This window comes from Pseudomonas sp. GW822-FHT07A10 (genome assembly GCF_058798795.1).
In genome coordinates, this window is record NZ_JBXAKV010000024.1 from 16749 (window position 1) to 40038 (window position 23290).

At 60.0% G+C, this 23290-nt stretch carries 19 protein-coding genes; 3 read left to right on the top strand and 16 right to left on the bottom strand.

Going from position 1 to position 23290, the window contains the following annotated elements; all coding sequences use genetic code 11:
- The first annotated feature begins 99 nt into the window (after nt 1-99).
- Nucleotides 100-456 carry a BON domain-containing protein gene (locus AC1RL4_RS27860; RefSeq protein WP_028940360.1) on the top strand — a complete coding sequence of 119 codons (357 nt, stop codon included), beginning with the start codon at nt 100-102 and terminating at the stop codon, nt 454-456.
- A gap of 173 nt (nt 457-629) precedes the next feature.
- Here the strand turns inward: AC1RL4_RS27860 and AC1RL4_RS27865 are convergent, their stop codons facing one another.
- From AC1RL4_RS27865 to dksA, 15 genes are all read right to left on the bottom strand, one after another.
- Complete coding sequence (locus AC1RL4_RS27865; protein WP_019582868.1) at nt 630-926, bottom strand: DUF2845 domain-containing protein; 297 nt, start codon at nt 924-926, stop codon at nt 630-632.
- Nucleotides 926-3913 carry a DUF748 domain-containing protein gene (locus AC1RL4_RS27870; protein WP_178119838.1) on the bottom strand — a complete coding sequence of 996 codons (2988 nt, stop codon included), beginning with the start codon at nt 3911-3913 and terminating at the stop codon, nt 926-928. The genes AC1RL4_RS27865 and AC1RL4_RS27870 overlap by 1 nt, the downstream gene beginning before the upstream one ends.
- 61 nt (nt 3914-3974) lie before the next feature.
- A complete protein-coding gene (locus AC1RL4_RS27875; protein ID WP_019582866.1) occupies nt 3975-4991 on the bottom strand; it encodes a class I SAM-dependent rRNA methyltransferase in 1017 nt (338 codons plus the stop codon).
- A gap of 238 nt (nt 4992-5229) precedes the next feature.
- Entirely contained in the window at nt 5230-7167 is a 1938-nt protein-coding gene (gene acs, locus AC1RL4_RS27880) for an acetate--CoA ligase (protein ID WP_230173162.1), read from the bottom strand.
- Nucleotides 7168-7397: 230 nt separating this feature from the next.
- Nucleotides 7398-9062, bottom strand: a complete 1665-nt coding sequence (gene pgi / locus AC1RL4_RS27885; protein WP_018930196.1) for a glucose-6-phosphate isomerase — start codon at nt 9060-9062, stop codon at nt 7398-7400.
- Nucleotides 9063-9289: 227 nt separating this feature from the next.
- Entirely contained in the window at nt 9290-9670 is a 381-nt protein-coding gene (gene panD, locus AC1RL4_RS27890; protein WP_008153310.1) for an aspartate 1-decarboxylase, read from the bottom strand.
- 259 nt (nt 9671-9929) lie between these two features.
- Nucleotides 9930-10790 carry a pantoate--beta-alanine ligase gene (gene panC, locus AC1RL4_RS27895; RefSeq protein WP_096479541.1) on the bottom strand — a complete coding sequence of 287 codons (861 nt, stop codon included), beginning with the start codon at nt 10788-10790 and terminating at the stop codon, nt 9930-9932.
- On the bottom strand, nt 10787-11587 hold the full coding sequence (panB, locus tag AC1RL4_RS27900) for a 3-methyl-2-oxobutanoate hydroxymethyltransferase (protein WP_019582863.1): 801 nt from the start codon (nt 11585-11587) through the stop codon (nt 10787-10789). Before panB ends, panC begins: the two co-directional genes overlap by 4 nt.
- A gap of 378 nt (nt 11588-11965) precedes the next feature.
- Nucleotides 11966-12451: a 2-amino-4-hydroxy-6-hydroxymethyldihydropteridine diphosphokinase gene (folK, locus tag AC1RL4_RS27905; protein WP_028940356.1), complete on the bottom strand. Its 486-nt coding sequence runs from the start codon at nt 12449-12451 to the stop codon at nt 11966-11968.
- Nucleotides 12452-12454: 3 nt separating this feature from the next.
- Entirely contained in the window at nt 12455-13855 is a 1401-nt protein-coding gene (locus AC1RL4_RS27910; RefSeq protein WP_019582861.1) for a polynucleotide adenylyltransferase PcnB, read from the bottom strand.
- Between the two features lie 731 nt (nt 13856-14586).
- Nucleotides 14587-16026: a sigma-54-dependent transcriptional regulator gene (locus tag AC1RL4_RS27915; RefSeq protein ID WP_019582860.1), complete on the bottom strand. Its 1440-nt coding sequence runs from the start codon at nt 16024-16026 to the stop codon at nt 14587-14589.
- Between the two features lie 22 nt (nt 16027-16048).
- Entirely contained in the window at nt 16049-19003 is a 2955-nt protein-coding gene (locus AC1RL4_RS27920) for a sensor histidine kinase (protein ID WP_230173164.1), read from the bottom strand.
- Nucleotides 18987-19163, bottom strand: a complete 177-nt coding sequence (locus tag AC1RL4_RS27925) for a hypothetical protein (protein ID WP_003176118.1) — start codon at nt 19161-19163, stop codon at nt 18987-18989. Before AC1RL4_RS27925 ends, AC1RL4_RS27920 begins: the two co-directional genes overlap by 17 nt.
- Before the next feature lie 77 nt (nt 19164-19240).
- Nucleotides 19241-20137, bottom strand: coding sequence for a tRNA glutamyl-Q(34) synthetase GluQRS (gene gluQRS / locus AC1RL4_RS27930; protein WP_230173166.1), 897 nt, complete (start codon nt 20135-20137; stop codon nt 19241-19243).
- A gap of 140 nt (nt 20138-20277) precedes the next feature.
- Nucleotides 20278-20718 carry an RNA polymerase-binding protein DksA gene (gene dksA / locus AC1RL4_RS27935; protein WP_007902025.1) on the bottom strand — a complete coding sequence of 147 codons (441 nt, stop codon included), beginning with the start codon at nt 20716-20718 and terminating at the stop codon, nt 20278-20280.
- Between the two features lie 334 nt (nt 20719-21052).
- Here dksA and AC1RL4_RS27940 point away from each other — a divergent pair, with 334 nt between their 5' ends.
- Both AC1RL4_RS27940 and sfsA read left to right on the top strand, forming a co-directional pair.
- Nucleotides 21053-22225 (top strand): pyridoxal phosphate-dependent aminotransferase, encoded by a 1173-nt coding sequence (locus AC1RL4_RS27940; protein WP_018930205.1) that lies wholly within the window; start codon nt 21053-21055, stop codon nt 22223-22225.
- On the top strand, nt 22225-22938 hold the full coding sequence (gene sfsA / locus AC1RL4_RS27945; RefSeq protein ID WP_018930206.1) for a DNA/RNA nuclease SfsA: 714 nt from the start codon (nt 22225-22227) through the stop codon (nt 22936-22938). Before AC1RL4_RS27940 ends, sfsA begins: the two co-directional genes overlap by 1 nt.
- Here the strand turns inward: sfsA and AC1RL4_RS27950 are convergent.
- Entirely contained in the window at nt 22935-23252 is a 318-nt protein-coding gene (locus AC1RL4_RS27950; protein WP_230173168.1) for a Rieske (2Fe-2S) protein, read from the bottom strand. The genes sfsA and AC1RL4_RS27950 overlap by 4 nt on opposite strands.
- Nucleotides 23253-23290 lie beyond the last annotated feature (38 nt).

Sequence of the window (23290 nt, forward strand, 5' to 3'; positions counted from 1 at the left end):
TTTTTATCGAGCAGTTGGCATAGCGTTCGCACTGTCTCTGGTAACCCTGCTGACAAGACGACACGCAGCAGATTTTCCAGAAGAACAGGAGTTACTCGTATGAAGAAGTTCGCTATTGCTGCCGCTACTGCCACCGCGCTGACTCTGACCATGGCCAACGCTGCATTTGCACAGACCGCGCAAACCACCCAGGCTCCCATGACGCTGGCCGCCGGTGAAGTGACCAAAGCCAAGGAAGCTACTTCCGATACCTGGATCACGACCAAAGTCAAAGCAGACCTGGTGACCGAAAAAGGCATTCCAGGCACTGATATCAAAGTCGAAACCAACAAAGGCGTAGTGTCACTGTCGTCCACAGTTGCGCTGACTGAAGCTCAGAAAACCACCGCCGTGGCCATCGCCAAGAAAATCAAAGGCGTCAAAGCGGTGTCCGCTGACGGCCTGAAAACCGAGTAAGGCAAGGCTTCTCGCCTGGACCGGGAGAAGATGCGGCAGGCGGGCCAAGTCATACGTCTGTCGCTTTTTGAGAGTTCATGCGAAAGTCCATATGGACGTGGCCGTTACAGGCCCCGACATTCGTGTCGGGGCCTGTTCTATTGGGAGCAACGTAAAAAACTGTGGGCGCGAGTTCAGTTACCGCGTTTGCTGGTGATTTGAACCAATCGGTTTCCTTCAAAGCGCAGGTACTGGTACATCCCGCTGTTGGGCCCGTAGGTCCATTCTTCGACCTGAAACTCTTCCCGTCGATTGGCGCTGCGCTTGTAGCCAAGCAGGTCGCGGGCGACGGGCTCTCCGCATTTTTGCAGCACTTCGCTGGACCTGTCCCCGACGCTGATCAATTGACTGCCGCAGCGCAGGGTATCGGCCGCCGCGGCTTGGCCGGCAGCCAATACCAGGGCCAGGCTCATAAGCCATTGCGCGCCCATCACTCGGCATCCAGATGCAAGGCCGTCACCACGCGGCCATCGCTTTCGGCCTCACCGAGGTTGGCGTCGATGAAGTACACGCGGTCATCGGCCAACTGCCCTTTGTCCACCAGGTAGTCCTTGATGCTGCTGGCCCGTTCTTGCCCCAGTTGGCGCAACAGCACCTCGCTGGAACTCCAGAAGTCGATCACGCTTTCACGCATTTTTTTGCTGCGTTCTTCCTTGCCCAGATCCTTCCATTCCGCGGGCGGCTGGATCTTGAGGCGTGTGCGGTAGATGCCTTCGAGCAGCGGGCCTTTCTCGCTGTCCGGCACTTCCAGCATGGAGGCTTGGGCCGGCACCTTGTCACCGCGGCGCTGGAGCATTTTGTAGTAGTTGTACTGGTATTCCCGTTCCAGGCGTTGCTCGGCGAGTAGCGGGCCGTCGCTGCTCTTGGCGGCAGTGCCTTCGATTTCCAGGCGCAGGGCCGGACGCTCCTTGAGCGCCTGGGACAGTTTGATCAGTGTCGCTTCGGCTTCCTTGCTCAAGTCACTCGAACCGGGGGCAAACGCCACGGTGCCGAGGTCCTCTGAACCACCGCCGCTGACCAGCCCACCAATCATTTTGAACGGCGCCGCGGCCGCCTTCACGATCAGATTGCGCAGGGTCTGCCAGATGATCGGCATGATGCTGAACTGTGGGTTGTTCAGGTCGCCGCTCACCGGCAGTTCGATGGAAATCTTGCCATCGACATCCTTGAGCAAGGCAATCGCCAGTTTCAGCGGCAGGCTTACTGCATCCGGACTGTCGACTTTTTCACCCAGTTGCAGTTGCTCGACCACCACTTTGTTTTCGGCCAGGAGCTGACCGTTGGTGATCTTGTAATGCAGATCCAGATTGAGCCGGCCCTTGCGGATGCGGTAACCGGCGAACTTGCCGGAATAGGGCGTCAGGGTCGTCAGTTCCACCCGTTTGAAACTGGTGGCGATGTCCAGGCTGGCCATCGGGTCGAACGGGTTGACCGAACCCTTGATGGTCACGGGGGCATAGCGGTCGACCTTGCCTTTGACGTCGACGTTGGCCGGTTTTACGTGGCGGCTGTCGATGGTGCCGATGTTGCCGTTCAGTTGTTGGACGGCGGTGGCGAAGTTCGGTGTCAGGCTGAAGTCGGCGAAGTTTGCCGAACCGTCATTGATGGCAATGCCGCCGATGTGGATGCCCAGCGGTTTTTCTTTTCCGGCTGCCGGTTTGGCCGCGGCGGTCTTGGCGCCGGAGTCGGCCGGTTGCGGGATCAGCAGGTCATCGATGTTGGTGGTGCGGTCATCGTTGATCATGAAGCGCGCATAGGGCTGGAACAGATTGACCTTGTCGATCGACAGGCTGTCGCCGTGCTGATAGTTCAGGCCTTCGAGCGCCAACTGTTGCCACTTGAGGAAGTCTCGGGTTTTCAGAGTGTCGAGGGTATGCAACTGGTCGATCTGGGCTTTGCCTGTGACGCTGAACGCCAGCGGCTCGGTGCTTTTCAAGTCGACCGCCAGATCACTGCCCAGCATGCCGCTACGCAGTTCGAGGCGAATGAACGGATTGATGTAGGACTGGGCGACGCGCAGGTCGATATCCCTGGTCTGCACGTTCAGTTTGGCGCTGATCGGGGCCAGATTGACCGTGCCGTCCGCCATGATCTTGCCTTGCTTGCCCACGCCCGTGTCGAGCTTGAGGTTGAAAGGGGAGCCATTGAGGCTGTCGAAATTCTGCAGGTCCAGGTTCAGTGGGCCAAGCTCCAGTGCCACGGCGGGTTGTGCCTTGCGGTCGGCCAGGTGCACTTGATAATTACGCAGTTGCACGTCTTTGAGCAGCACCTGCCAGGGCTTGCTCGGTGCAGTCGGCTCGGGCTTCGGTGAATCGGCTGCCGCGGGTGTGCTGGTGGGTTCGGCGTTGGCTTTGGCCGCCTGTTTGGACGGCTGGCTGGCGAACAGTTTTTGCCAATCGAGTTGCCCATCGGCTTCGAGGGCTGCCCAGGTTTCCAGTTTCTGGCTGCGGATCTTGCCGACCACCACTTGCTGCTTGGCCAAGTCCACGGTGGTGTCGCTGATGTCCAGACGTTCGAGCTTCGCCAGCGGTCGGCCGTCCGGCGCCTTGATGGCGAAAGGCGCAACGCTGACGGCGACGTTGTCCAGCAGCAGTTCGGTGCCTTTGTTCAGATTGAGTTTGTAGTCGGTGCTCAGGTTCAGGACGCCGTTTTCCAGGACCAGTGGCACAGCATCGCGCACGTAGGGCCAGAAGGATTTCATCTTGCCGTCGGTGATTTTCAGCTTACCTTCAGAGGCGATCGGGCTCAGGCTGAAATTGCCGGTCCAGTCGATCTGCCCGCCGGCCGGGCCGACCGCGACCAGGGTCATGTCGGCGTTGTCGTCGGGCAGGGTGCTGAGGTTCTTCAGCTCGAAATCCAGTTTGTCGTAGAGAAACTCGATGGGCTCGCTGGGCCGGGCATCTTCGAAATGCACGTAGCCGCCGGCCAGTTTGATCCGCTCCACGCGCAGCGGGAAGGGTTTGGCGTTTGGGTCGACCGGGGTCGGTTCACTGGCGGGGATTTTGAACAGCCCGAGAAGATTGAGCTGGCCGTCCTTGCCGAAGAGTATTTCGGTCTTGGGTTTGTCCAGTTCGATATCGGACAGGTGCAGCGCCTTGGTCCACAGGCTGTCGATCTGCAGGTTGGCGTACAGGCGTTCGAAGCCCACTTGTTCCTTGCCCGGCTCGCCGATGATCAGGCCCCAAAGGGTTACTTCAAGGCTGAACGGGTTGAGTTCGATCCGTGAAATCGTCGCGGGCGTCGTGGCGTAGTTGGCCAATTGCTGGTTGGCAACCCGCAACGCGATGCCCGGCAAAATCAGAAACCCCAGCAGGCTGTAAAGGGCCAGGGCTGTTAACAGGGCGCCGATAGCGCGGATCAATCCTTTGGGCATGTGTGGCTTCATCTGTCGGAATCGGAGTGCCTTGGAGTATGGCATGCGTTTGCGGTTCCGAAGCAATCACGCTTTATAGGATTTGTCTGATAACGGGTGTGGATTTTCAGAGCTGCAGGATCAGCGTTTTCAGCGGCGGTTGTTGATCCATCGACGGAAAGTCGCTGCCCGGTGTCAGCGCTGTCCACTCACGCACCGGGCGTCCGGCCTTCTCTGCGCAGCGCAGCACCTGTTCGCGCCAATCGTCCATGCTGACCTTCGCCAGGTTGTTGCAGCAGATCAGCACGCCATTATCGGCAGTGGTCAGCAGTGCCGGTTTGAGCAGGCTCTGGTAGTCGCGCAACAGGTCGACCGTGCCGAAAGCACTCTTGGCCCAGGCCGGTGGATCGAGCAGCACCAGATCGTATTGACGCGGTTCCAGACGTTGATAACTCGGCAGCTTCTGGCCGCGACGCTGGCTGATCGGCAGGCCGGCCAATTGACGAATCGCCGGGAAGTAATCGGATTGGATGAACTCCATGGTCGGCAATTGCGGGTTGAGCAGACCGTTTTCGCGGCCGACCGCCAAGTTGCCTTCGGCAAAGTCCAGGTTGCACACCTCGCTGGCACCACCGGCCGCAGCGCAGAGACCGACGCCACAGGTGTAGGCAAACAGGTTCAGCACACTTTTGTTTTTGCTGTGTGCCTTGACCCAGCCGCGGGCGTTGCGCAGGTCGAGAAACAGCAACGGATCCTGGCCGGCATGGCGCCCGCGAACCCGATAATTCAGCCCCCATTCGTGGCCGATCAAGTCTTGCAGGGCGGCCTCGTCGGCGCGGTACACAGTGTCTTCGCGGTCGATGCGCGAGTTGCCGCGGGAGCGGTCGTTGTAGACCAGCAGGCTATCGAGGCCCAGCTGTTGATTGACGATTTCATGCAATTGCAGCAGGGCGTCACGCTCCAGTGACTGATGAAAGCTTTGCACCAGCAGTTGCGGGCCATAGCGGTCGATGGTCAAGCCGCCGGCACCTTCCTGGCTGCCGTGGAACAGGCGATAGCAATCGGTGCCTTGCTGATGCAGCTCGGCGAGCAGGTCCTGGCGACGATCAAGGGCGGCGCACAGCGCCTGATTCAAGGAAGACATGCTGGGCGCCTTGCTGGAGGGAATTGGGGGCGCGGGAGTTTAACAGCTCTGGGCTTTGAGTTTGGGTGGCAAATGCGAGGGATGTGGTGACTGTGCCGCCGTCTTCGCGAGCAAGCCCGCTCCCACAGTGGATTTAGGTGAGGCACAATTTTCGTGTTCACTGAAGATCACCTGTGGGAGCGGGCTTGCTTGCGCAACCCGCCGAATGGCTCGGCCAAACGGCGGGTGCGCGAGCGCTTTATGAGTTCAGGCGTTTGTCGATCAAGCCCTGCACCACGCTCGGGTCGGCGAGGGTCGAGGTGTCGCCGAGGCTGTCCAGTTCGTTGCAGGCGATCTTGCGCAGGATCCGTCGCATGATCTTGCCCGAACGGGTTTTCGGCAGGGCCGGGGCCCACTGGATCAAGTCCGGTTTGGCGAAGCTGCCGATTTCCTGGCTGACATGGGCCAGCAGTTCTTTCTTCAGATCGTCGTTGGGGTCGACGCCGTTCATGGGGGTGACGAAGGCGTAGATGCCCTGGCCTTTGATGTCATGGGGGTAACCGACCACGGCGGCCTCGGCAATGCTGTCGTGCAGCACCAGCGCGCTCTCCACTTCGGCGGTGCCGATGCGGTGCCCGGAGACGTTGATCACGTCGTCGATGCGCCCGGTGATCCAGTAGTCGCCATCCTCATCTCGGCGTGCGCCATCGCCGGTGAAGTAGTAGCCGGGGTAGGGCTTGAAGTAGGTTTCGACCATCCGTTTCGGATCACCGTAGACGCTGCGGATCTGCGCCGGCCAACTGGACTTGATGGCCAACACGCCACTGCCGGCGCCTTTGATTTCCTTGCCGTGTTCATCGAGCAATACCGGTTGCACGCCGAACATCGGTTGGGTGGCGCAACCGGGTTTGACCCGTTGGGTACTGACCAGTGGGCTGAGCATGATGCCGCCGGTTTCGGTCTGCCACCAGGTATCGACAATTGGGCAGCGCTGCTCGCCGACCGTATTGAAGTACCACTCCCAGGCTTCCGGGTTTATCGGCTCGCCGACAGTGCCGAGTAATCGCAGGCTCTGGCGGGACGTTTCCTTCAACGGCCCGGGACCTTCACGCATCAACGCGCGCAGGGCGGTCGGGGCGGTGTAGAAGATGTTCACGTGGTGCTTGTCGATCACCTGCCAGAAGCGCGAGGTGCTGGGGTAGCTCGGTACGCCTTCGAAGATCAGCGTGGTCGCGCCGTTGGCCAGCGGCCCGTAGACAATGTAGCTGTGGCCGGTGACCCAGCCGACATCGGCGGTGCACCAGAAGACTTCACCGTCGCGATAGTCGAGCACGTACTTGAAGGTCATTGCCGCTTGCAGCAGGTAGCCGCCGGTGGTGTGCAGCACGCCTTTGGGTTTGCCGGTGCTGCCGGAGGTGTAGAGGATGAACAGCGGGTCCTCGGCGTCCATCGGCTCTGGCGGGCAATCGTCACCGACATCGCGCAGGGCCTGGTGATACCAGAGGTCGCGGTCTTCAACCCAATTCACCTGGTTTTGGGTGTGCTCGACCACGATCACGCTGCTGACGTGCGGGCAACTTTGCAGGGCCTTGTCGACGTTCTGTTTGAGCGGCACGAATTTACCGCCGCGCACGCCTTCATCGGCGGTGATTACGGTGCGGCAGTCGGCGTCGAGGATCCGGTCACGCAGTGAGTCCGGGGAGAATCCGCCGAACACTACTGAATGAATCGCGCCGATCCGCGCACAGGCGAGCATGGCGTAGGCGGCTTCGGGGATCATGGGCATGTAGATGCACACGCGGTCGCCTTTCTTCACGCCACGGCTTTTGAGCACGTTGGCCAGTCGACAGACGTTGTGATGGAGTTTTTTGTAGGTGATCTGGATGGATTCGGCGGGGTCATCGCCTTCCCAGATGATCGCGGTTTGATCGCCACGCTTTTCCAGATGACGATCGATGCAGTTGTAACTGACGTTTAACTTTCCGCCGGCAAACCAGCTTGCGTCACCGGTTTTCAGGTCGTACCGCTGAACGGTCTGCCACGGCGTGCTCCAGTCGAGGAACCGTGTGGCCTGTTCGGCCCAGAAGGTGCTGGGGTGTTCAATGGATTCACGGTACAGGCGCTTATAGTCGTCCTGACTCAACTGTGCAGCCCGGCGGACGGCATCGGCTTTGGGGAACGTGCTGATATCGAACATGACGGTTCCTTATTCTTGTTTTGCGACAAGAGGGGAGCTGCGCGACCCTCGTAGGAGCTGCCGAAGGCTGCGATCTTTTGATCTTGTTTTTTACAACCAGGATCAAAAGATCGCAGCCTTCGGCCGCTCCTACAGTGATAGCGCACGCCACCGATTTTGCAGTAAACCCGGTGCCGTGGAACTGTCGGTGCTGCAAGTTGAAGGGGCGGGTAAACCGCCCCTTCAGCCTATCACCCGCGGTGACGACCGCGGAAGTAGTTGATCAGGCCTTGGGTGGAAGCATCGTCGGCCGGGGTTTCTTCGCTGCCGACCAGGCGGTTGTAGACGCCTTTGCCCAGCTCTTTACCCAACTCCACACCCCACTGGTCGAAGGCATTGATGCCCCAGACCACGCTTTGCACGAAGACTTTGTGTTCGTACAACGCCACCAGTGCGCCAAGACGCCGCGGGCTGATACGTTCGAGCACCAGGGTGTTGCTCGGACGGTTGCCCGGGATCACCTTGTGTGCGGCCAGTTTTTGCACTTCATCCTCGGCCATACCCTTGTCACGCAGTTCGGCTTCAGCCTCGGTGCGGGTCTTGCCGAGCATCAATGCCTGGCTTTGCGACAGGCAGTTGGCGTACAGCCACTGGTGGTGGTCGGACACCGGGTTGAAACTGACGATCGGCACGATGAAGTCGGCCGGGATCAGTTGGGTGCCCTGGTGCAGCAACTGGTGGTAAGCATGCTGACCGTTGCAGCCAACGCCACCCCAGATTACCGGGCCGGTATCGGTTGACACAGGCGTGCCGTCCTGGCGCACGCTCTTGCCGTTGGATTCCATGTCCAGCTGTTGCAAGTGCTTGGTGATGTTGCGCAGGTAGTGGTCGTACGGCAGGATCGCGTGGCTCTGCGCGCCCCAGAAGTTGCCATACCAGACGCCGAGCAACGCCAGCAGTACCGGCATGTTCTGTTCGAATGGCGCGCTCTGGAAATGCTGGTCCATGGTGTAGGCACCGGACAGCAGTTCCTTGAAGTTCGACATGCCGATGGCCAGGGCAATCGGCAAACCGATGGCCGACCACAGCGAGTAACGGCCGCCGACCCAGTCCCACATCGGGAAGATGTTCTCTTCACGAATACCGAACGCCACGGCCGCCGCGTTGTTGCTGGAGACGGCGATGAAGTGACGGTACAGCTCAGCTTCCGAACCGCCCTGAGCGAGGTACCAGGCGCGGGCGGCCTGGGCGTTTTTCAGGGTTTCGAGGGTGTTGAAGGATTTCGACGAGACGATGAACAGCGTGGTCTCGGCGCGCAGCTTCATGGTCAGTTCGTGGAATTCACTGCCGTCGATGTTCGCCAGGTAATGGCAACGCACGCCTTTCTGGGCGTAGGACAGCAGCGCTTCGGACACCAGCTCGGGGCCGAGGAACGAGCCACCGATGCCAATGTTCACAACGTCGGTGATCGGCTTCTCGGTGTAACCGCGCCACAGACCGTCGTGGATACGGCCCACGAGATCGGTGATCTGGTTCAGCACTTTGTGCACGTCGGGCATCACGTTGACGCCGTTGACCGACAGCTTGTCGCCCACCGGACGGCGCAGTGCGGTGTGCAGGGCCGGGCGTCCTTCGGAAGCGTTGACGATTTCGCCCGAGAACAGCGCTTTGATCGCGCCCTTGAGGTCGACTTCGTTGGCCAGGCCCACCAGCAGATTGCGGGTCTCGGCGTTGATCAGGTTCTTCGAGTAGTCGAGAAACAGGCCGCAGCTGCTGAGGGTGAATTGATTAAAACGCTGCGGATCGGCATTAAAGGCTTCGCGCATGCTGAAATCCTGCATGGCTTGGCGGTGGTCATTCAGCGCTTGCCAAGCGGGCAGAGCGGTAACGTCGTGAGGAGTGCGGTAATACGCCATCGCTGCGGTTTTCCTTTTACTTGAACGGCCTTTTGAACACTAAAAATCCCGGAGCGCTGTGGGTGGGCGTCCGGTCAACTGCGTCGACACGATTTCTGGCGCAGGGCGAATACAGTAAACCTCGCGCTGCAATCTGTCTTGACTTTGTCTGACCTGCTCCCGGTACTTTTTTAACATTTAACCAGGAGCGGTCCGACAAACGGAAAGCTGGCAGGGGGGCGGTTCGGTCAGGCGACCTGAACTGGAATGGCATTGCTGGTGTGGCTCAGTTCGTTACCCGGCGCCATGTAGAGCATGCGCGGCTTGAAGTTGAGCAGCTCGGCTTCGCTGTAGTGAGCGTAAGCGCAGATGATCACGCGGTCGCCGACCTTGGCCTTGTGGGCCGCGGCACCGTTGACCGAGATCATGCGCGAACCTTCTTCGCCACGAATCGCGTAGGTGGTGAAGCGTTCGCCGTTGTCGATGTTGTAGATCTGGATCTGTTCGTACTCACGGATGCCGGACAGGTCCAGCCATTCACCGTCGATGGCGCAAGAGCCTTCGTAATCGAGTACAGCATGGGTGACTTCGGCGCGATGCAGCTTGGCCTTGAGCATGATGGCGTGCATGAGTGTTTCCCCGGGTCGGAATCGAACGGGGGGCAGTTTGCCCGAAGGCTTTGTGGGCGGCAATACAGTCTGGAAACGACGCAGATCTAATGTGGGAGCGGGCCTGTGGCGAGGGGGCTTGTCGGAACGCCGCACCGCCCCGTTGGGCTGCGAAGCAGCCCCAAAATCTCTGATGTACCAAAGATCTTGTGAGTGCTATGCACTCAAACGGGGGCAAGCCCCCTCGCCACAGGTTCGCTCCCACAGGGTTTTGCAGTGTTTATGCGGGGGTGTCGAGGTTCAGATGCAGGTTGTCGATCAACCGCGTCGTGCCGAGGAACGCCGCCACCAGAATCACCAGATCCCGATCTTGCGCTGTTGCCGGACGCAAGGTCAGCGCATGGCGAATTTCCAGGTAATCCGGACGCAGGCCAGCGGCTTCCAGTTGCTTGATCTGCTCGTTGATCAGCGCCGGGTAATCGCGCTCGCCCTGTTTGATCGCGTCGCTGATCCGGGTCAGGGTGCGATAGACCTCTGGTGCGATGGCCCGCTGTTCTTCGCTGAGGAAACCATTGCGTGACGACAACGCCAGACCGTCGGCGGCCCGTACGGTCGGTTCGCCGATGATCTGGATCGGCATGTTCAGGTCGTGCACCAGGGCGCGAATCACCGCCAGTTGCTGGAAGTCTTTCTGGCCAAAGATCGCCAGGTCCGGCTGGACCATGTTGAACAGTTTGCTGACTACCGTCGCCACCCCTTCGAAATGCCCCGGACGGCTGGCACCGCACAGGCCTTCAGACAGTTGCGGAACGCTGACGCGGGTCTGGCCGGCCATGCCGTCGGGGTACATTTCTTCGACGGTTGGGGCAAACAGCAGATGGCAACCGGCCTGGAGCAGTTTCTCCTGATCGGCGGCCAGGGTCCGCGGGTATTTGTCGAGGTCTTCGCCGGCGCCGAATTGCAGCGGGTTGACGAAAATACTCGCGACCACGAAATCCACCCGTTGGGTGGCTTTGGTAATCAGCGCGATATGCCCGCTGTGCAGGTTGCCCATGGTCGGCACAAAGCCGATGCGCTTGCCTTCGCTACGGGCGCGGGCCACGGCGGCCCGCAGTTCGCGTACGGTTTTTACGGTGTTCATGCAGAGAATCCGTGTTCGAGGCCAGGGAAAGTCGCCGCTTTGACTTCAGTGACGTAAGCGCTCAAGGCTGCTTGAATGCTGGTTTGGTCGGCCATGAAGTTCTTCACGAACTTTGGCACGCGGCCGGTCATGGACAAGCCCAGCATGTCGTGCAGAACCAGGACCTGACCGTCGGTGCCACTGCCGGCGCCGATGCCGATCACCGGGATCTTCACCGCCTGGCTGATTTCTTCGGCCAACTCGCTCGGCACGCATTCGAGCAGCAGCATGGCCGCGCCGGCCTGTTCCAGGGAAATCGCGTCGGCACGCATCTGCCGCGCCTGGTTCTCGTTGCGGCCCTGGACTTTATAGCCGCCGAGGATGTTGACCGATTGCGGTGTCAGCCCCATGTGCGCGCACACCGGGATGCCGCGTTCGGCCAGCAGACGGATCGAGTCCGCGAGCCACAATGCCCCTTCAACCTTGACCATGTGCGCACCGGCCTGCATCAACAGGGCGCTGTTGGTCATGGTTTGATCGAGGGTGGCGTAGGCCATGAAGGGCAGGTCGGCGAGGATCAGGGCATCGGTGTTGCCGCGTTTGACGGCTGCCACGTGGTAGGCCATTTCTGCAGTGGTCACCGGCAGGGTGCTGTCGTGACCTTGCAAGACCATGCCGAGGGAGTCGCCCACCAGCAGCACTTCAACCCCGGCCTCATTGCAGGCGTGGGCGAAGGTCGCGTCATAGCAGGTCAGCATGGTGATCTTTTCACCTGTCTGCTTGAGGCTCTGGAGCGTGGTCAGGGTGATGGCTGGCATGAAAAAAATCCTCATTACAGGCGCTATGAAAACTACTGCGAGTAACGCGCGTGATTCGTCATTTATACAGGCGCACCCTCTTTCGTGGTGCTTGTAAGGCCTGGACTGCGCCCTTTAGCGCCGCGTTGGCGGCAGCGGGACGCCTATAGTCGTGAGGAGAACCCGGGAAGTCAATTGCATGTGTTACCGCATTGTTACGTGTGGGGTGTTACCGACGTTACTGATGCGATTCAGCAGGTATTTGTGAGGCGAGATCTGGCACCGGCCACAAAACCAATGTGGGAGCGGGCTTGCTCGCGAAAGCGGAGTGTCAGTCAACATCAATGTCGAATGATAAGCCGTCTTCGCGAGCAAGCCCGCTCCCACAAGGGATTAGCGTTAAATCGGCGGCAGGCGTTCCAGGCCGACGAACGGGCAGGCAGCGAGTAATTCCGCGAGGGTGCGGCCATCGGCCAGGCGCAAGTCCGCCGGTGCCAGTTCGGCCAGCGGATAGAGCACAAAGGCTCGTTCCTGCAGGTGATAGTGAGGGACTTTGAGGCGGGGTTCGTCGATCAGTCGATCACCGAACAGCACGATGTCCAGATCCAGCGTGCGCGGGCCCCAGCGTTCAAGACGTTGGCGGCCTTGTCCGTTCTCGATGGCTTGCAGGGCATCGAGCAGCTCCAGCGGCGCGAGGCTGCTGTCGAGGACCGCCACCGCGTTGGTATAACGCGGTTGGCCGGGCAGCAGCGAGTCGCTTTGATAAAACCCGGAAACCCCGACCAGTTCGGTCTGCGGCAATCGCGCCAAGGCCTCGACAGCGCTGCGCAACTGTTCGGCGGGGTCAGCCAGATTGCTGCCCATGCCGATGTAGATGCGTTCCATGGCTTATTCGCCTGTCGTGCTCGAAGCGCCGGCAGCGCGTTTGCGCTTGGCACCGCCACTGCGGCGACGTTTGCGCGGAGCACCGCTGCCGTCGTCCTTGCCGCTGAGTTCGCGGATCATGTCCCGACGTTCGCTGTCGTTGGCGTCCTGATAGTCGGTCCACCATTCGCCCAGGCCGTCCGTCTGTTCGCCGGCGCTTTCACGCAGCAGCAGGAAGTCGTAACCGGCACGGAACCGCGGGTTGTCCAGCAACAGGTCGGCCCGCTTGCCGCTGCGGCGCGGCAGGCGCTCTTGCATGTCCCAGATCTCGCGGATCGGCATGGTGAAGCGTTTCGGAATCGCAATACGCTGGCACTGTTCGGCAATCAACTCGTGCGCTGCTTCCTGCATCGCCGGAATCGGCGGCATGCCACGTTCTTGCAGGCGCAACACGCGGGCCGGCAGGGCAGGCCAGAGCAGGGCGGCGAACAGGAACGCCGGGGTAACCGGTTTGTTCTGCTTGATCCGCAAGTCCGTGTTGATCAGTGCTTCACTGATCAGCGTGTGGGTGTACGTCGGGTTGTATTCCAGCGCCTCGGCACTGGCCGGGAACAGCGGATCGAACAGCTGCAGGTCGACCAGCATCTCGAAGGTGTCCGCAGCGTGGCCGGAGAGGAACAGCTTGAGCACTTCTTCAAACAGACGGGCTGACGGGATCTCGCGCAGCATCGGTGCCAGATCGCGGATCGGTAGGGCGCTGTGCTTCTCTATGCCGAAATTCAGCTTGGCGGCGAAACGCACGGCCCGCAGCATCCGCACCGGGTCTTCCTGGTAGCGCTGCTTCGGATCGCCGATCAGGCGGATCAAGTGATTGCGGATGTCGTGTACGCCATTGGCGTAGTCGAGAATGCGTTCGCTGACAGGATCGTAATACAGGGCGTTGATGGTGAAGTCGCGGCGTTGCGCGTCTTCTTCCAGCGTGCCGTAGACGTTATCGCGCAAGATGCGCCCGCTTTCGTTACGGGAAGACTGGTTGCTGTCTTCTTCCTCGTCATTTTGCGGGTGATTGGCGCGGAAGGTCGCGACTTCGATGATTTCGCGGCCAAAGTGGATATGCACCAGTTTGAAGCGACGACCGATGATCCGCGCGTTGCGGAATTCGGCCCGTACCTGTTCAGGGGTGGCACTGGTGGCGACGTCGAAATCTTTCGGCGTGATGCCGAGCAGCATGTCACGCACACACCCGCCGACCAGGTAAGCCTGGTAACCGGCGTTCTGCAAGCGTTCGACGATGTTGACCGCGTAACGGCTGAATTGCGCCTTTTGCAGCGAATGTTGGCCGCTATTGAGCACTTCAGGCGTGCTGCGGATGTGTTGCGTACGACGCAGGGGAGAACGGAATGACTGGAACAGCTTCTTCAGCATGGGATGCACTGTTTGAAGGAATGTTCGGCCATAACGAAGAATGACCGCATGATGGGCCGGGATTCTAGCATTTAGTCGGGGGATGGTGTAGGAAGCTGCGCAAGCGCTTGAAGGGAGATGTCTTGAGGGGCGGTTTTTGTAGTAGTGAGAATGCCAAACGCCAGAAACCACAAGGGGAGCCGAAGCTCCCCCAGAAGTAGTTGCGTGCTCTATTTTTATTATTGGTTTCGGGCTTCTTGTTTTTGTTGAGCGCCCTCGCCATGAAGTTTTCCTTCATGACCCTCCCAATCGGGAGCCAAGAGCAAACGGATTGCTTTGGTCGCTGTGTTGCTATGATCGTGTGATCCAACCAGTTCAGGCACTGTCTCGGGACAGTTTTTTATTGTTCTCGGCCTGGTTGCGGGGCAAGCCCCAAATGCAACGCCTCTCCAAAAGAATCAGTTAGCTACGCCTCTCGCCGTCTTGTTTTTATTGTGCGTGAGTCGATTCGTCTTATTTTTATTGTCTTGTGCATTACTTGTTATTGTTCTTGTACTGAACATATAGCAGGGTGCGTGCCAACTTTTGTGAAGTCCAATAAAACAAGGGGTTAGGCGGGCTAATGAGGCTTTTCGAGGTCAAAAAAAACCGGGGCTTCGTTACCGTAAGCCCCGGCTTCTGTTACGTGAAAAAGCTGAGGTAACAGTTTTTCCACAATGTCACGTGTTACCCGCGCATCTGACAGGCGCGGTTCAGCTCTCGCTGGCCACCCCGGTCTTGCGCCGCGGGATGCCCAGGCGCTGACGGCGTTCCCACAAGCATTTGCGACTGACCCCGAGTTTGCGGGCCAGTTCGGTTTCGGTCATGTGATCCTGATGCTCGAGCACGAAGTGCTGGAAGTAGTCTTCCAGGGACAGATCTTCGGTCGGTTCGTGGCTGGTGTTACCGGCGCTGTTGCCCTGCTGGGGCGCGAGGCCTATGAAATCGTCGTCTTCCAGATCGCTGAGTTCGATGTCGATGCCCAGCAGCTCGGCGGAAATCTCCGGGCTCTCGCACAGAATCACCGCGCGCTCGACCGCGTTTTCCAGTTCGCGAACGTTACCCGGCCAGGAGTAATGCCGAATTGCTTGCTCGGCATCCAGGGCGAATTTCAGATCGGTGCGGTTGACCCGCGCGCTCTGCCGCGCCAGGAAGGCATTGGCAATTTCATTGACGTCCGCACCGCGCTCGCGCAGGGCCGGCAGTTTCAGGGCGATCACGTGGAGGCGGTAATACAAGTCTTCACGGAACTGGCCGATCTTCGCCAGGCTCTTGAGGTCCCGGTGGGTCGCGGCGATCAGGCGTACATCGACCTTCTGCGACTGGACCGAGCCAACCCGGCGGATTTCACCTTCCTGCAATACGCGCAACAGGCGGGCCTGGGCTTCCAGTGGCAGTTCACCGATTTCATCGAGGAACAAGGTGCCGCCGTCAGCCGCTTCCACCAACCCGGCACGCCCGGCGCTGGCGCCGGTAAACGCGCCTTTTTCGTGGCCGAACAGTTCAGACTCGATCAGGCTTTCCGGAATGGCTGCGCAGTTCACCGAAATCATCGGTGCCTTGGCGCGTTTGGACAGGTTGTGCAGGGCACGTGCTACCAGTTCTTTACCGGTACCGGATTCGCCCTGGATCAGGACATTGGAATCGGTCGGCGCGACTTTACGGATTTTGCTGTACAGGTCCTGCATCGGCGGGCAAGAACCGATGATGCCGATTTCGCCATTGCTGTTGTCGACACCGCTTTTTGCTGCGGCGCCATTGGACGCTTTGCCGACGACCGGCTCACCGCTGGCTTGCGCCGATTGCCGGTCACGCAGGATTCGCGCGACGGCCTGGAGCATCTCGTCGTGATCGAAAGGCTTGGCGATGTAGTCCACCGCGCCCATTTTCATGGAGTCGACGGCCGAACGCAGGCTGGCGTAACTGGTCATGATCAGCACCGGAGTGCCCTGGCCGAGTTTGATCAACTCGGTACCCGGCGCGCCCGGCAGGCGCAGGTCACTGACGATCAGGTCAAACGTGGGAATGCTGAAACGCTCTTGTGCTTCCTGCACGGATCCGGCTTCGCTGACCTGGTACTGGTTACGTTCCAGCAGACGGCGCAAGGCGGAGCGGATAATTGTTTCGTCTTCGACGATCAAAATGTGCGGCATTGATTCGATACTCTCGACGGTCTCAGTTCACAGCGGACGTCGCTTCGACATGACGCGGTAAGGTCACCCGGATACGGGTGCCGCGTTGGCTTTGAACATCAGCCGGGCTGTCGATGGTGATTTGTCCATAATGCTCTTCAACGATGGAATAGACCAGTGCAAGGCCCAGACCGGTGCCTTCGCCAGGATCCTTGGTGGTGAAGAAAGGTTCGAACAGTCGGTCCATGATGCTCGAGGGAATACCACTGCCTTCGTCTTCGACGATCAGATCGACCGTGTGTTCGCCGGCTTCGCTCTTGACGCGCACCGCACTGCCCGGAGGCGAGGCGTCACGGGCGTTTGAGAGCAGATTGATCAATACCTGGGCGAGCCGCTGCGGGTCGCCTTCGACCCAGTGATCGGGGTCGCACAGGTTGTAGAACTGTACTTCGAAATTGCGCCGGTTCAAGGCCAGCAGGCCGATGGCATCCTGGGCCACTTCCGCCAGACAAACGGGCTCGTCGCTGTGCTGATGACCGCCCGCGTGGGCAAAGCTCATCAGCGACTGAACGATGCGTGACACGCGTTTGGTCTGCTCGAGGATCTGCCCGCTGATTTCCGTGAGTTCGGCATCTTCTTCACGTTCTTCGCGCAGGTTTTGCGCGAGACAGGCAATGCCGGTGATCGGATTGCCGATTTCATGGGCCACGCCGGCCGCCAGTCGGCCAATGCTGGCCAGGCGCTCGGAGTGCACCAGTTTGTCTTCGAGCATCTGGGTTTCGGTCAGGTCTTCCACCAGCAGCACCAGGCCGCTGTTACCCGGTGCCAGCGGCTCGTCGATCGCCGCTTTGTGCAGGTTCAGCCAGCGGGTCTGGCCATCGAGGGCCAGGTGCTGCTTGTGCAAGTGTTCGTCCGGCAGATTGATGAAGCCTTGCAGCAGCTCTTTCCATGGATCGGCAATGGTACTCAGGCGCGAACCGACCACGCGCTGCGCGGCAATCCCGGTCAGCTCCTCCATGGCTTTGTTCCACATGAGGATTTCCTGATCCTTGGCCAGCGAACACACGCCCATCGGCAGTTCCTGCAGGGTTTGGCGGTGGTAGCGGCGCAGGGCATCGAGTTCGGCGGCAAGGCCGGTGAGGCGCGAGTGGTAGTCCTCGAGGCGACTTTCGATGAAATGGATGTCTTCGGTGACGTAGTTTTCGCCGCCGGCCTTATAGGGCAGGAAGGTTTCGACCATGTCCTGCGCCACGCTCGGGCCCATCAGGCCGGAGAGGTTGGCTTCGATACGGTCACGCAAACGACGCAAGGCGTAAGGCCGGCGTTCGTCGAACGGCAGATAAAGGTCACGCAGCGCTTGTTCGACTTCTTTCTGCGCGGCCTTGGCACCCAGCGGTTTGGCCAGTTGCGTGGCGAATTCCTGAGGCGAGGCGGCATGCAGTTCGCGGCGTTGCGGGCGGCGAACATTGTCCACCGCGCAGGCTTCGGCGGCGCTGGCCTCTTCGGGGCTGGCGTTGGTGAACAGTGAGATCAGGGTGAACATCAGCACGTTGGCGGCCAGCGAGGCAATTGCCGCCATGTGCCAGCTGGTGTCGTCCAGCACGTAAATCATGTTCAGCAACGGAATGTAGAAGCCTTGCAGATTGCCGACCAGCGGCAACAGCATGGTCACCAACCACACCAGAATCCCCGCGAGGAGGCCTGCGATGAAGCCGCGACGGTTGGCGGTCGGCCAGTACAGCACCGACAACACTCCCGGCAGGAACTGCAACGTGGCGACGAAGGCGACGATGCCGAGGTTGGCCAGGTCCTGTTCCGCGCCCAGCATCAGGTAAAAACCGTAGCCGGCCATGATGATCGCGACGATCAGCGCCCGGCGGGTCCATTTCAGCCAGCGGTAGATATTGCCCTCGGCCGGCGGCTGATAGAGCGGTAGTACCAAGTGGTTCAGTGCCATCCCGGACAGCGCCAGCGTAGTAACGATGATCAGCCCGCTGGCCGCCGACAATCCACCGACATACGCCAACAGCGCCAGGGCTTTGCTATTGGCGGCGATGCCGATGCCCAAGGTGAAATATTCCGGATTGGTGGTGGCACCGAGTTTCAACCCGGCCCAGAGAATCAACGGCACTGCCAGGCTCATCAGCAGCAGGAACAGCGGCAAGCCCCAGCTCGCGCTGACCAGCGAGCGCGGGTTGAGGTTTTCGGTAAAGGTCATGTGGTACATGTGCGGCATGACGATCGCCGAGGCGAAGAACACCAGCAGCAGCGTGCGCCATGGACCTTCCTGCAGTGGCGTGTGCAGGGCGGCGAGGGCGGTCTGGTTTTGCAGCAGCCACAGTTCCAGCTGTTGCGGGCCATCGAACACGCCATACAGTGCATACAGGCCGACGCCACCAATCGCGATCAGCTTGATCACCGACTCGAAGGCGATTGCGAACACCAGGCCTTCATGTTTCTCACGGGTGGCGATGTGACGCGAGCCGAAGAAAATCGTGAACAGCGTAATCAGCGCGCAGAAACTCAGGGCCACGCGATGTTGCACCGGCTCGCGGGTGAGGATGCCGATGGAGTCGGCCACCGCCTGAATCTGCAACGCCAGCAACGGCAGCACACCGATCAGCATGAAAATCGTCGTCAGCGCACCGGCCCAGGTACTGCGGAAGCGGAACGCGAACAGGTCGGCCAGCGATGAGAGTTGGTAAGTGCGGGTGATTTTCAGGATCGGGTACAAAAGCACCGGCGCCAGCAAAAACGCCCCGGAAACCCCAAGGTAGCTGGACAGAAAACCGTAGCCGTACTGATAAGCCAGGCCCACCGTGCCGTAAAACGCCCAGGCACTGGCATAAACGCCCAGCGACAGGGTGTAGGTCAGCGGATGGCGAATGATCGCCCGGGGGATCATGCCCCGTTCACTGATCCAGGCTACACCGAACAGCACCGCCAGGTACGCGGCGCTGATCAGGATCATCTGGGTCAGGCTAAAGCTCATCGGCATCTTTTTGGCTCTGCAGGATGAAGGTCACGACGATCAGAATCAGCCAGAGCAAATAAGGGCGATACCAGGCGCCAGTGGCGTCGATCCACCAATCCATGATGGCCGGGGAGAACAGATAAATCCCCACTACCAGGAGCAGGACCAAGCGATAGATGTACATCCCGGCCTCTCTCTCTTATGCGCGTGCCCGAAAACGTGCGGCGATGGTAACGGATGGGTGCGCCACTGCAAGTGGCATCACTGCAGTTGCGCTTCAGGCAGCGTCAGTGTGCGCGGGATCAGCGACGCATCCCAGTGGGCAATGCCCCAATTCAGCACTTCCCGTGGCGTAGCGTCATTGAGTTCGATAACGGGAGTGTGCCCCAGCGCCCGCAATGCGCGCAGCAACAGCGGCGTAGCCTGATCTTCGGTCAGCGGCGGCGAGCGATAGGATTTTCCGAGTTTGTGGCCGTCCGGCTGGGTAATCAACGGGATGTGCAGGTAGCGCGGTTGCGGCAGGCCGAGCAGTTCTTGCAGATAGAGCTGGCGTGGCGTGGAGTCCAGCAGGTCGGCGCCGCGCACGATATCAGTGAAGCCTTGCCAGGCATCGTCTAGCACCACCGCCAATTGATAGGCGTAGAGCCCGTCACGGCGACGAATCACGAAGTCACCCACCTCGCGGCCCAGGTGTTGACGGAATTCGCCCTGCACCCGGTCGATGAAGTGGTATTCCAGCTCCGGTACACGCACGCGGATCGCCGCATTCTCAGTGCCGTGCCCCGCGTTGCGGCAGAACCCGGGATAGATGCCGTGATACGGCTCCAATTGCTTGCGCGAGCAGGTGCATGCGTAGGCCAGGCCCTGGCTGAACAGGCGATTGAGGACTTCGGCGTAGGCCGCGTGCCGGTCACTCTGTCGGACCATCTCGCCATCCCACTCGAAACCGTAGCTTTCCAGCGCCTTGAGAATCGCCGCCTGAGCGCCGGGCTCCTCGCGTGGCGGATCTAGATCCTCCATGCGTACCAGCCAGCGCCCGCCGACCGAACGGGCGTCGAGGTAGGAGGCCAGCGCTGCAACCAGCGAACCGAAGTGCAGATGCCCGCTGGGTGTGGGGGCGAAGCGCCCGATGTAGGGGGAAGAGGCGATGGCGGTCATAAAGGGGAGGTTAGGCTGTCCAATCGTTTTGAGCTCGGCTTGAAGCAGCCCTCGGCGATTTTGAGGTCGCAACAAATATCAGTAAATATCAGAAACAAAAACGGAGCGTTCGCACGCTCCGTCTTTCGTTCAAGTCGAGATTACTTGCCGACTTGCTTTTCCTTGATTTCCGCCAGGGTCTTGCAGTCAACGCACATGTCGGCGGTAGGACGGGCTTCCAGTCGCTTGACGCCGATTTCGACGCCGCAGGACTCGCACCAACCGTATTCTTCGTCTTCGATCAGTTGCAGGGTCTTGTCGATTTTCTTGATCAGCTTGCGCTCACGGTCGCGGGCGCGCAATTCGAGGCTGAATTCCTCTTCCTGGCTGGCACGGTCTGCCGGGTCAGGGAAGTTGGCCGCTTCGTCTTTCATGTGATCAACGGTACGGTCGACTTCCTGCATCAAGTCCTGTTTCCACTTGTTCAGGATCTTGGTGAAGTGAGCACGCATGGGTTTGCCCATGTACTCTTCGCCCTTCACTTCTTTGTAGGGTTCGAAGCCGCTGATCGACTGATTTTGCTGCTTTGCTTGGGTGGGCATGAAATGGACCGCCTCTACTCTTGTAATCCATTGCGCAGGATTGCTCCATCACCGACACCTGCCGGCCCTGCGGCTGCAAGCGGGCGAACTTACCAGATCAAATCGGACCGCGCTACTCCCGGATGTCGAGCCCGCGGCCCGTGGTGCTTGCAAAAGATTGCAAAGCTTCGTCTGGTGGCTAAGGAGACCTGATCAATTATTGATTTTAGCCAAACCTGAGACATACGCTTGAATCGATTGAGACCAGCATTATATGGGCTCTGACCGCTTTAGACTCTCGCTCGTTCCTGCGCTTGGGTAGAATCAATTCTTTTCCCCGTTGTAAGGAAGGCTAATGGCTCTGTCCTACAGTGCGCGCAGTCGCGCTATCGAACCGTTCCACGTTATGGCCCTGCTGGCGCGGGCCAACGAGCTGCAAGCGGCTGGCCACGACGTGATTCACCTGGAAATCGGCGAGCCGGACTTCACCACCGCCGAGCCGATCATCCAGGCTGGCCAGGCCGCGCTGACGGCGGGGAAGACCCGTTACACCGCCGCTCGCGGCATTCCCGAGCTGCGTGAGGCCATTTCGGGCTTTTATCAGCAGCGCTACGGGCTGAACATCGATCCGCAGCGCATTCTGATCACGCCTGGCGGCTCAGGTGCGTTGCTGTTGGCCAGTGCCTTGCTGGTGGACCCAGGCAAACACTGGCTGCTGGCCGACCCGGGTTACCCGTGCAACCGGCACTTCCTGCGCCTGGTGGAAGGTGCGGCGCAGCTGGTGCCGGTCGGCCCGGACGTGCGTTATCAACTGACCCCGGACCTGGTCGCGCGTCACTGGGATCACGACAGCGTCGGCGCCCTGGTGGCATCGCCGGCCAACCCCACCGGGACCATCCTGACCCGTGATGAGCTGGCCGGGCTGTCCGCGGCGATCAAGGCCCGCCACGGTCATTTGGTGGTCGACGAGATTTACCACGGCCTGACTTACGGCACGGACGCCGCCAGCGTGCTGGAAGTCGATGACAGCGCGTTCGTCCTCAATAGTTTTTCCAAGTATTTCGGCATGACCGGCTGGCGCCTTGGTTGGCTGGTCGCACCTGAAGCGGCGGTCGGTGAATTGGAGAAGCTCGCCCAGAACCTCTACATCAGCGCACCGAGCATGGCCCAGCACGCGGCATTGGCCTGCTTCGAACCCGCTACCATCAGCATTTTCGAGGAGCGCCGCGCCGAGTTCGGTCGACGTCGTGACTTCCTCCTGCCAGCCCTGCGGGAATTGGGTTTCGGTATCGCCGTAGAACCGGAAGGCGCGTTCTATTTGTACGCCGATATCAGCAAGTTCGGCGGCGATGCCTTCGCGTTCTGTCGGCACTTTCTCGAAACCGAGCATGTTGCAATTACTCCGGGCCTGGACTTCGGGCGTCATCAGGCCGGGCATCATGTGCGGTTTGCCTACACCCAAAGCCTTCCGCGCTTGCAAGAAGCAGTCGAGCGGATCGCCCGCGGTTTGAAGAGCTGGCAAGGCTGATGCGTTTTCATCCTCCCCTTGAAGAGGGGCGCTTGATTCGTCGTTACAAGCGTTTTCTTGCCGATATCGAAACCGTTGGCGGCGAGTTGCTGACCATTCACTGCCCGAACACTGGCTCGATGCTTAATTGCCAGGTCGAGGGCGGGCAAGTCTGGTTCAGCCGCTCCACCGACCCCAAGCGCAAGTTGCCCGGCACTTGGGAAGTTGGCGAAACCCCACAGGGACGGCTGTTTTGTGTGAACACCGGGCGCGCCAACGGCTTGATCGAGGAAGCGTTGCAGGCTGGCGTCATCACCGAGTTGAACGGCTTTACCGAACTGAAGCGCGAAGTGGCCTATGGTCAGGAAAACAGCCGCATCGATTTTCGTCTCGATTACCCGGGCGGGCCGGCTTATGTGGAAGTCAAAAGCGTCACCCTGGGCTTTGATGGCTCGGCGGTGGCGGCATTTCCTGACGCGGTGACCCAGCGTGGGGCCAAGCATTTGCGCGAACTGGCGCATTTGGCCAGGGACGGGATTCGGGCAGTGCAGTTGTATTGCGTGAACCTGACAGGGATCGACGCGGTGCGTCCTGCCGAAGAAATCGATTCGGCCTACGCAGCTGCGTTGCGTGAGGCAGTGGCGTGTGGAGTCGAAGTGCTGGCGTATGGCGTGCGCTTGACTCATGAAGAGATGGTGGTCGATCGGCGACTGGATGTGCTGTTGAACGGTTAGAGCGTGACCCAGATTCCTTGTTCATCTTCGTGGCAGGGGATGCTGGTCAGGGATTTTCCGGCGCAGGGGCCGGCGACGCATTCACCGTCCTCGACCAGAAACAGTGCGCCGTGGGTCGCACACTGGATCAAGCTGTTGCTGGGGTCGAGAAACTGGTCGGGCTGCCATTCCAGCCCGACGCCCCGGTGCGGGCAGCGATTTTCATAGACATACACCCGACCGCCCCGGCGTACGGCCAAGAGCTTCTGACCGTCGACGTCGAAACCGCGACTGCTGGCGTCAGCCAATTCGGCGCCTGTGCAAAGAAGCTTCATGTCTATCCTCAAGTCCTGCGGCTCGTGACCCGGTATGT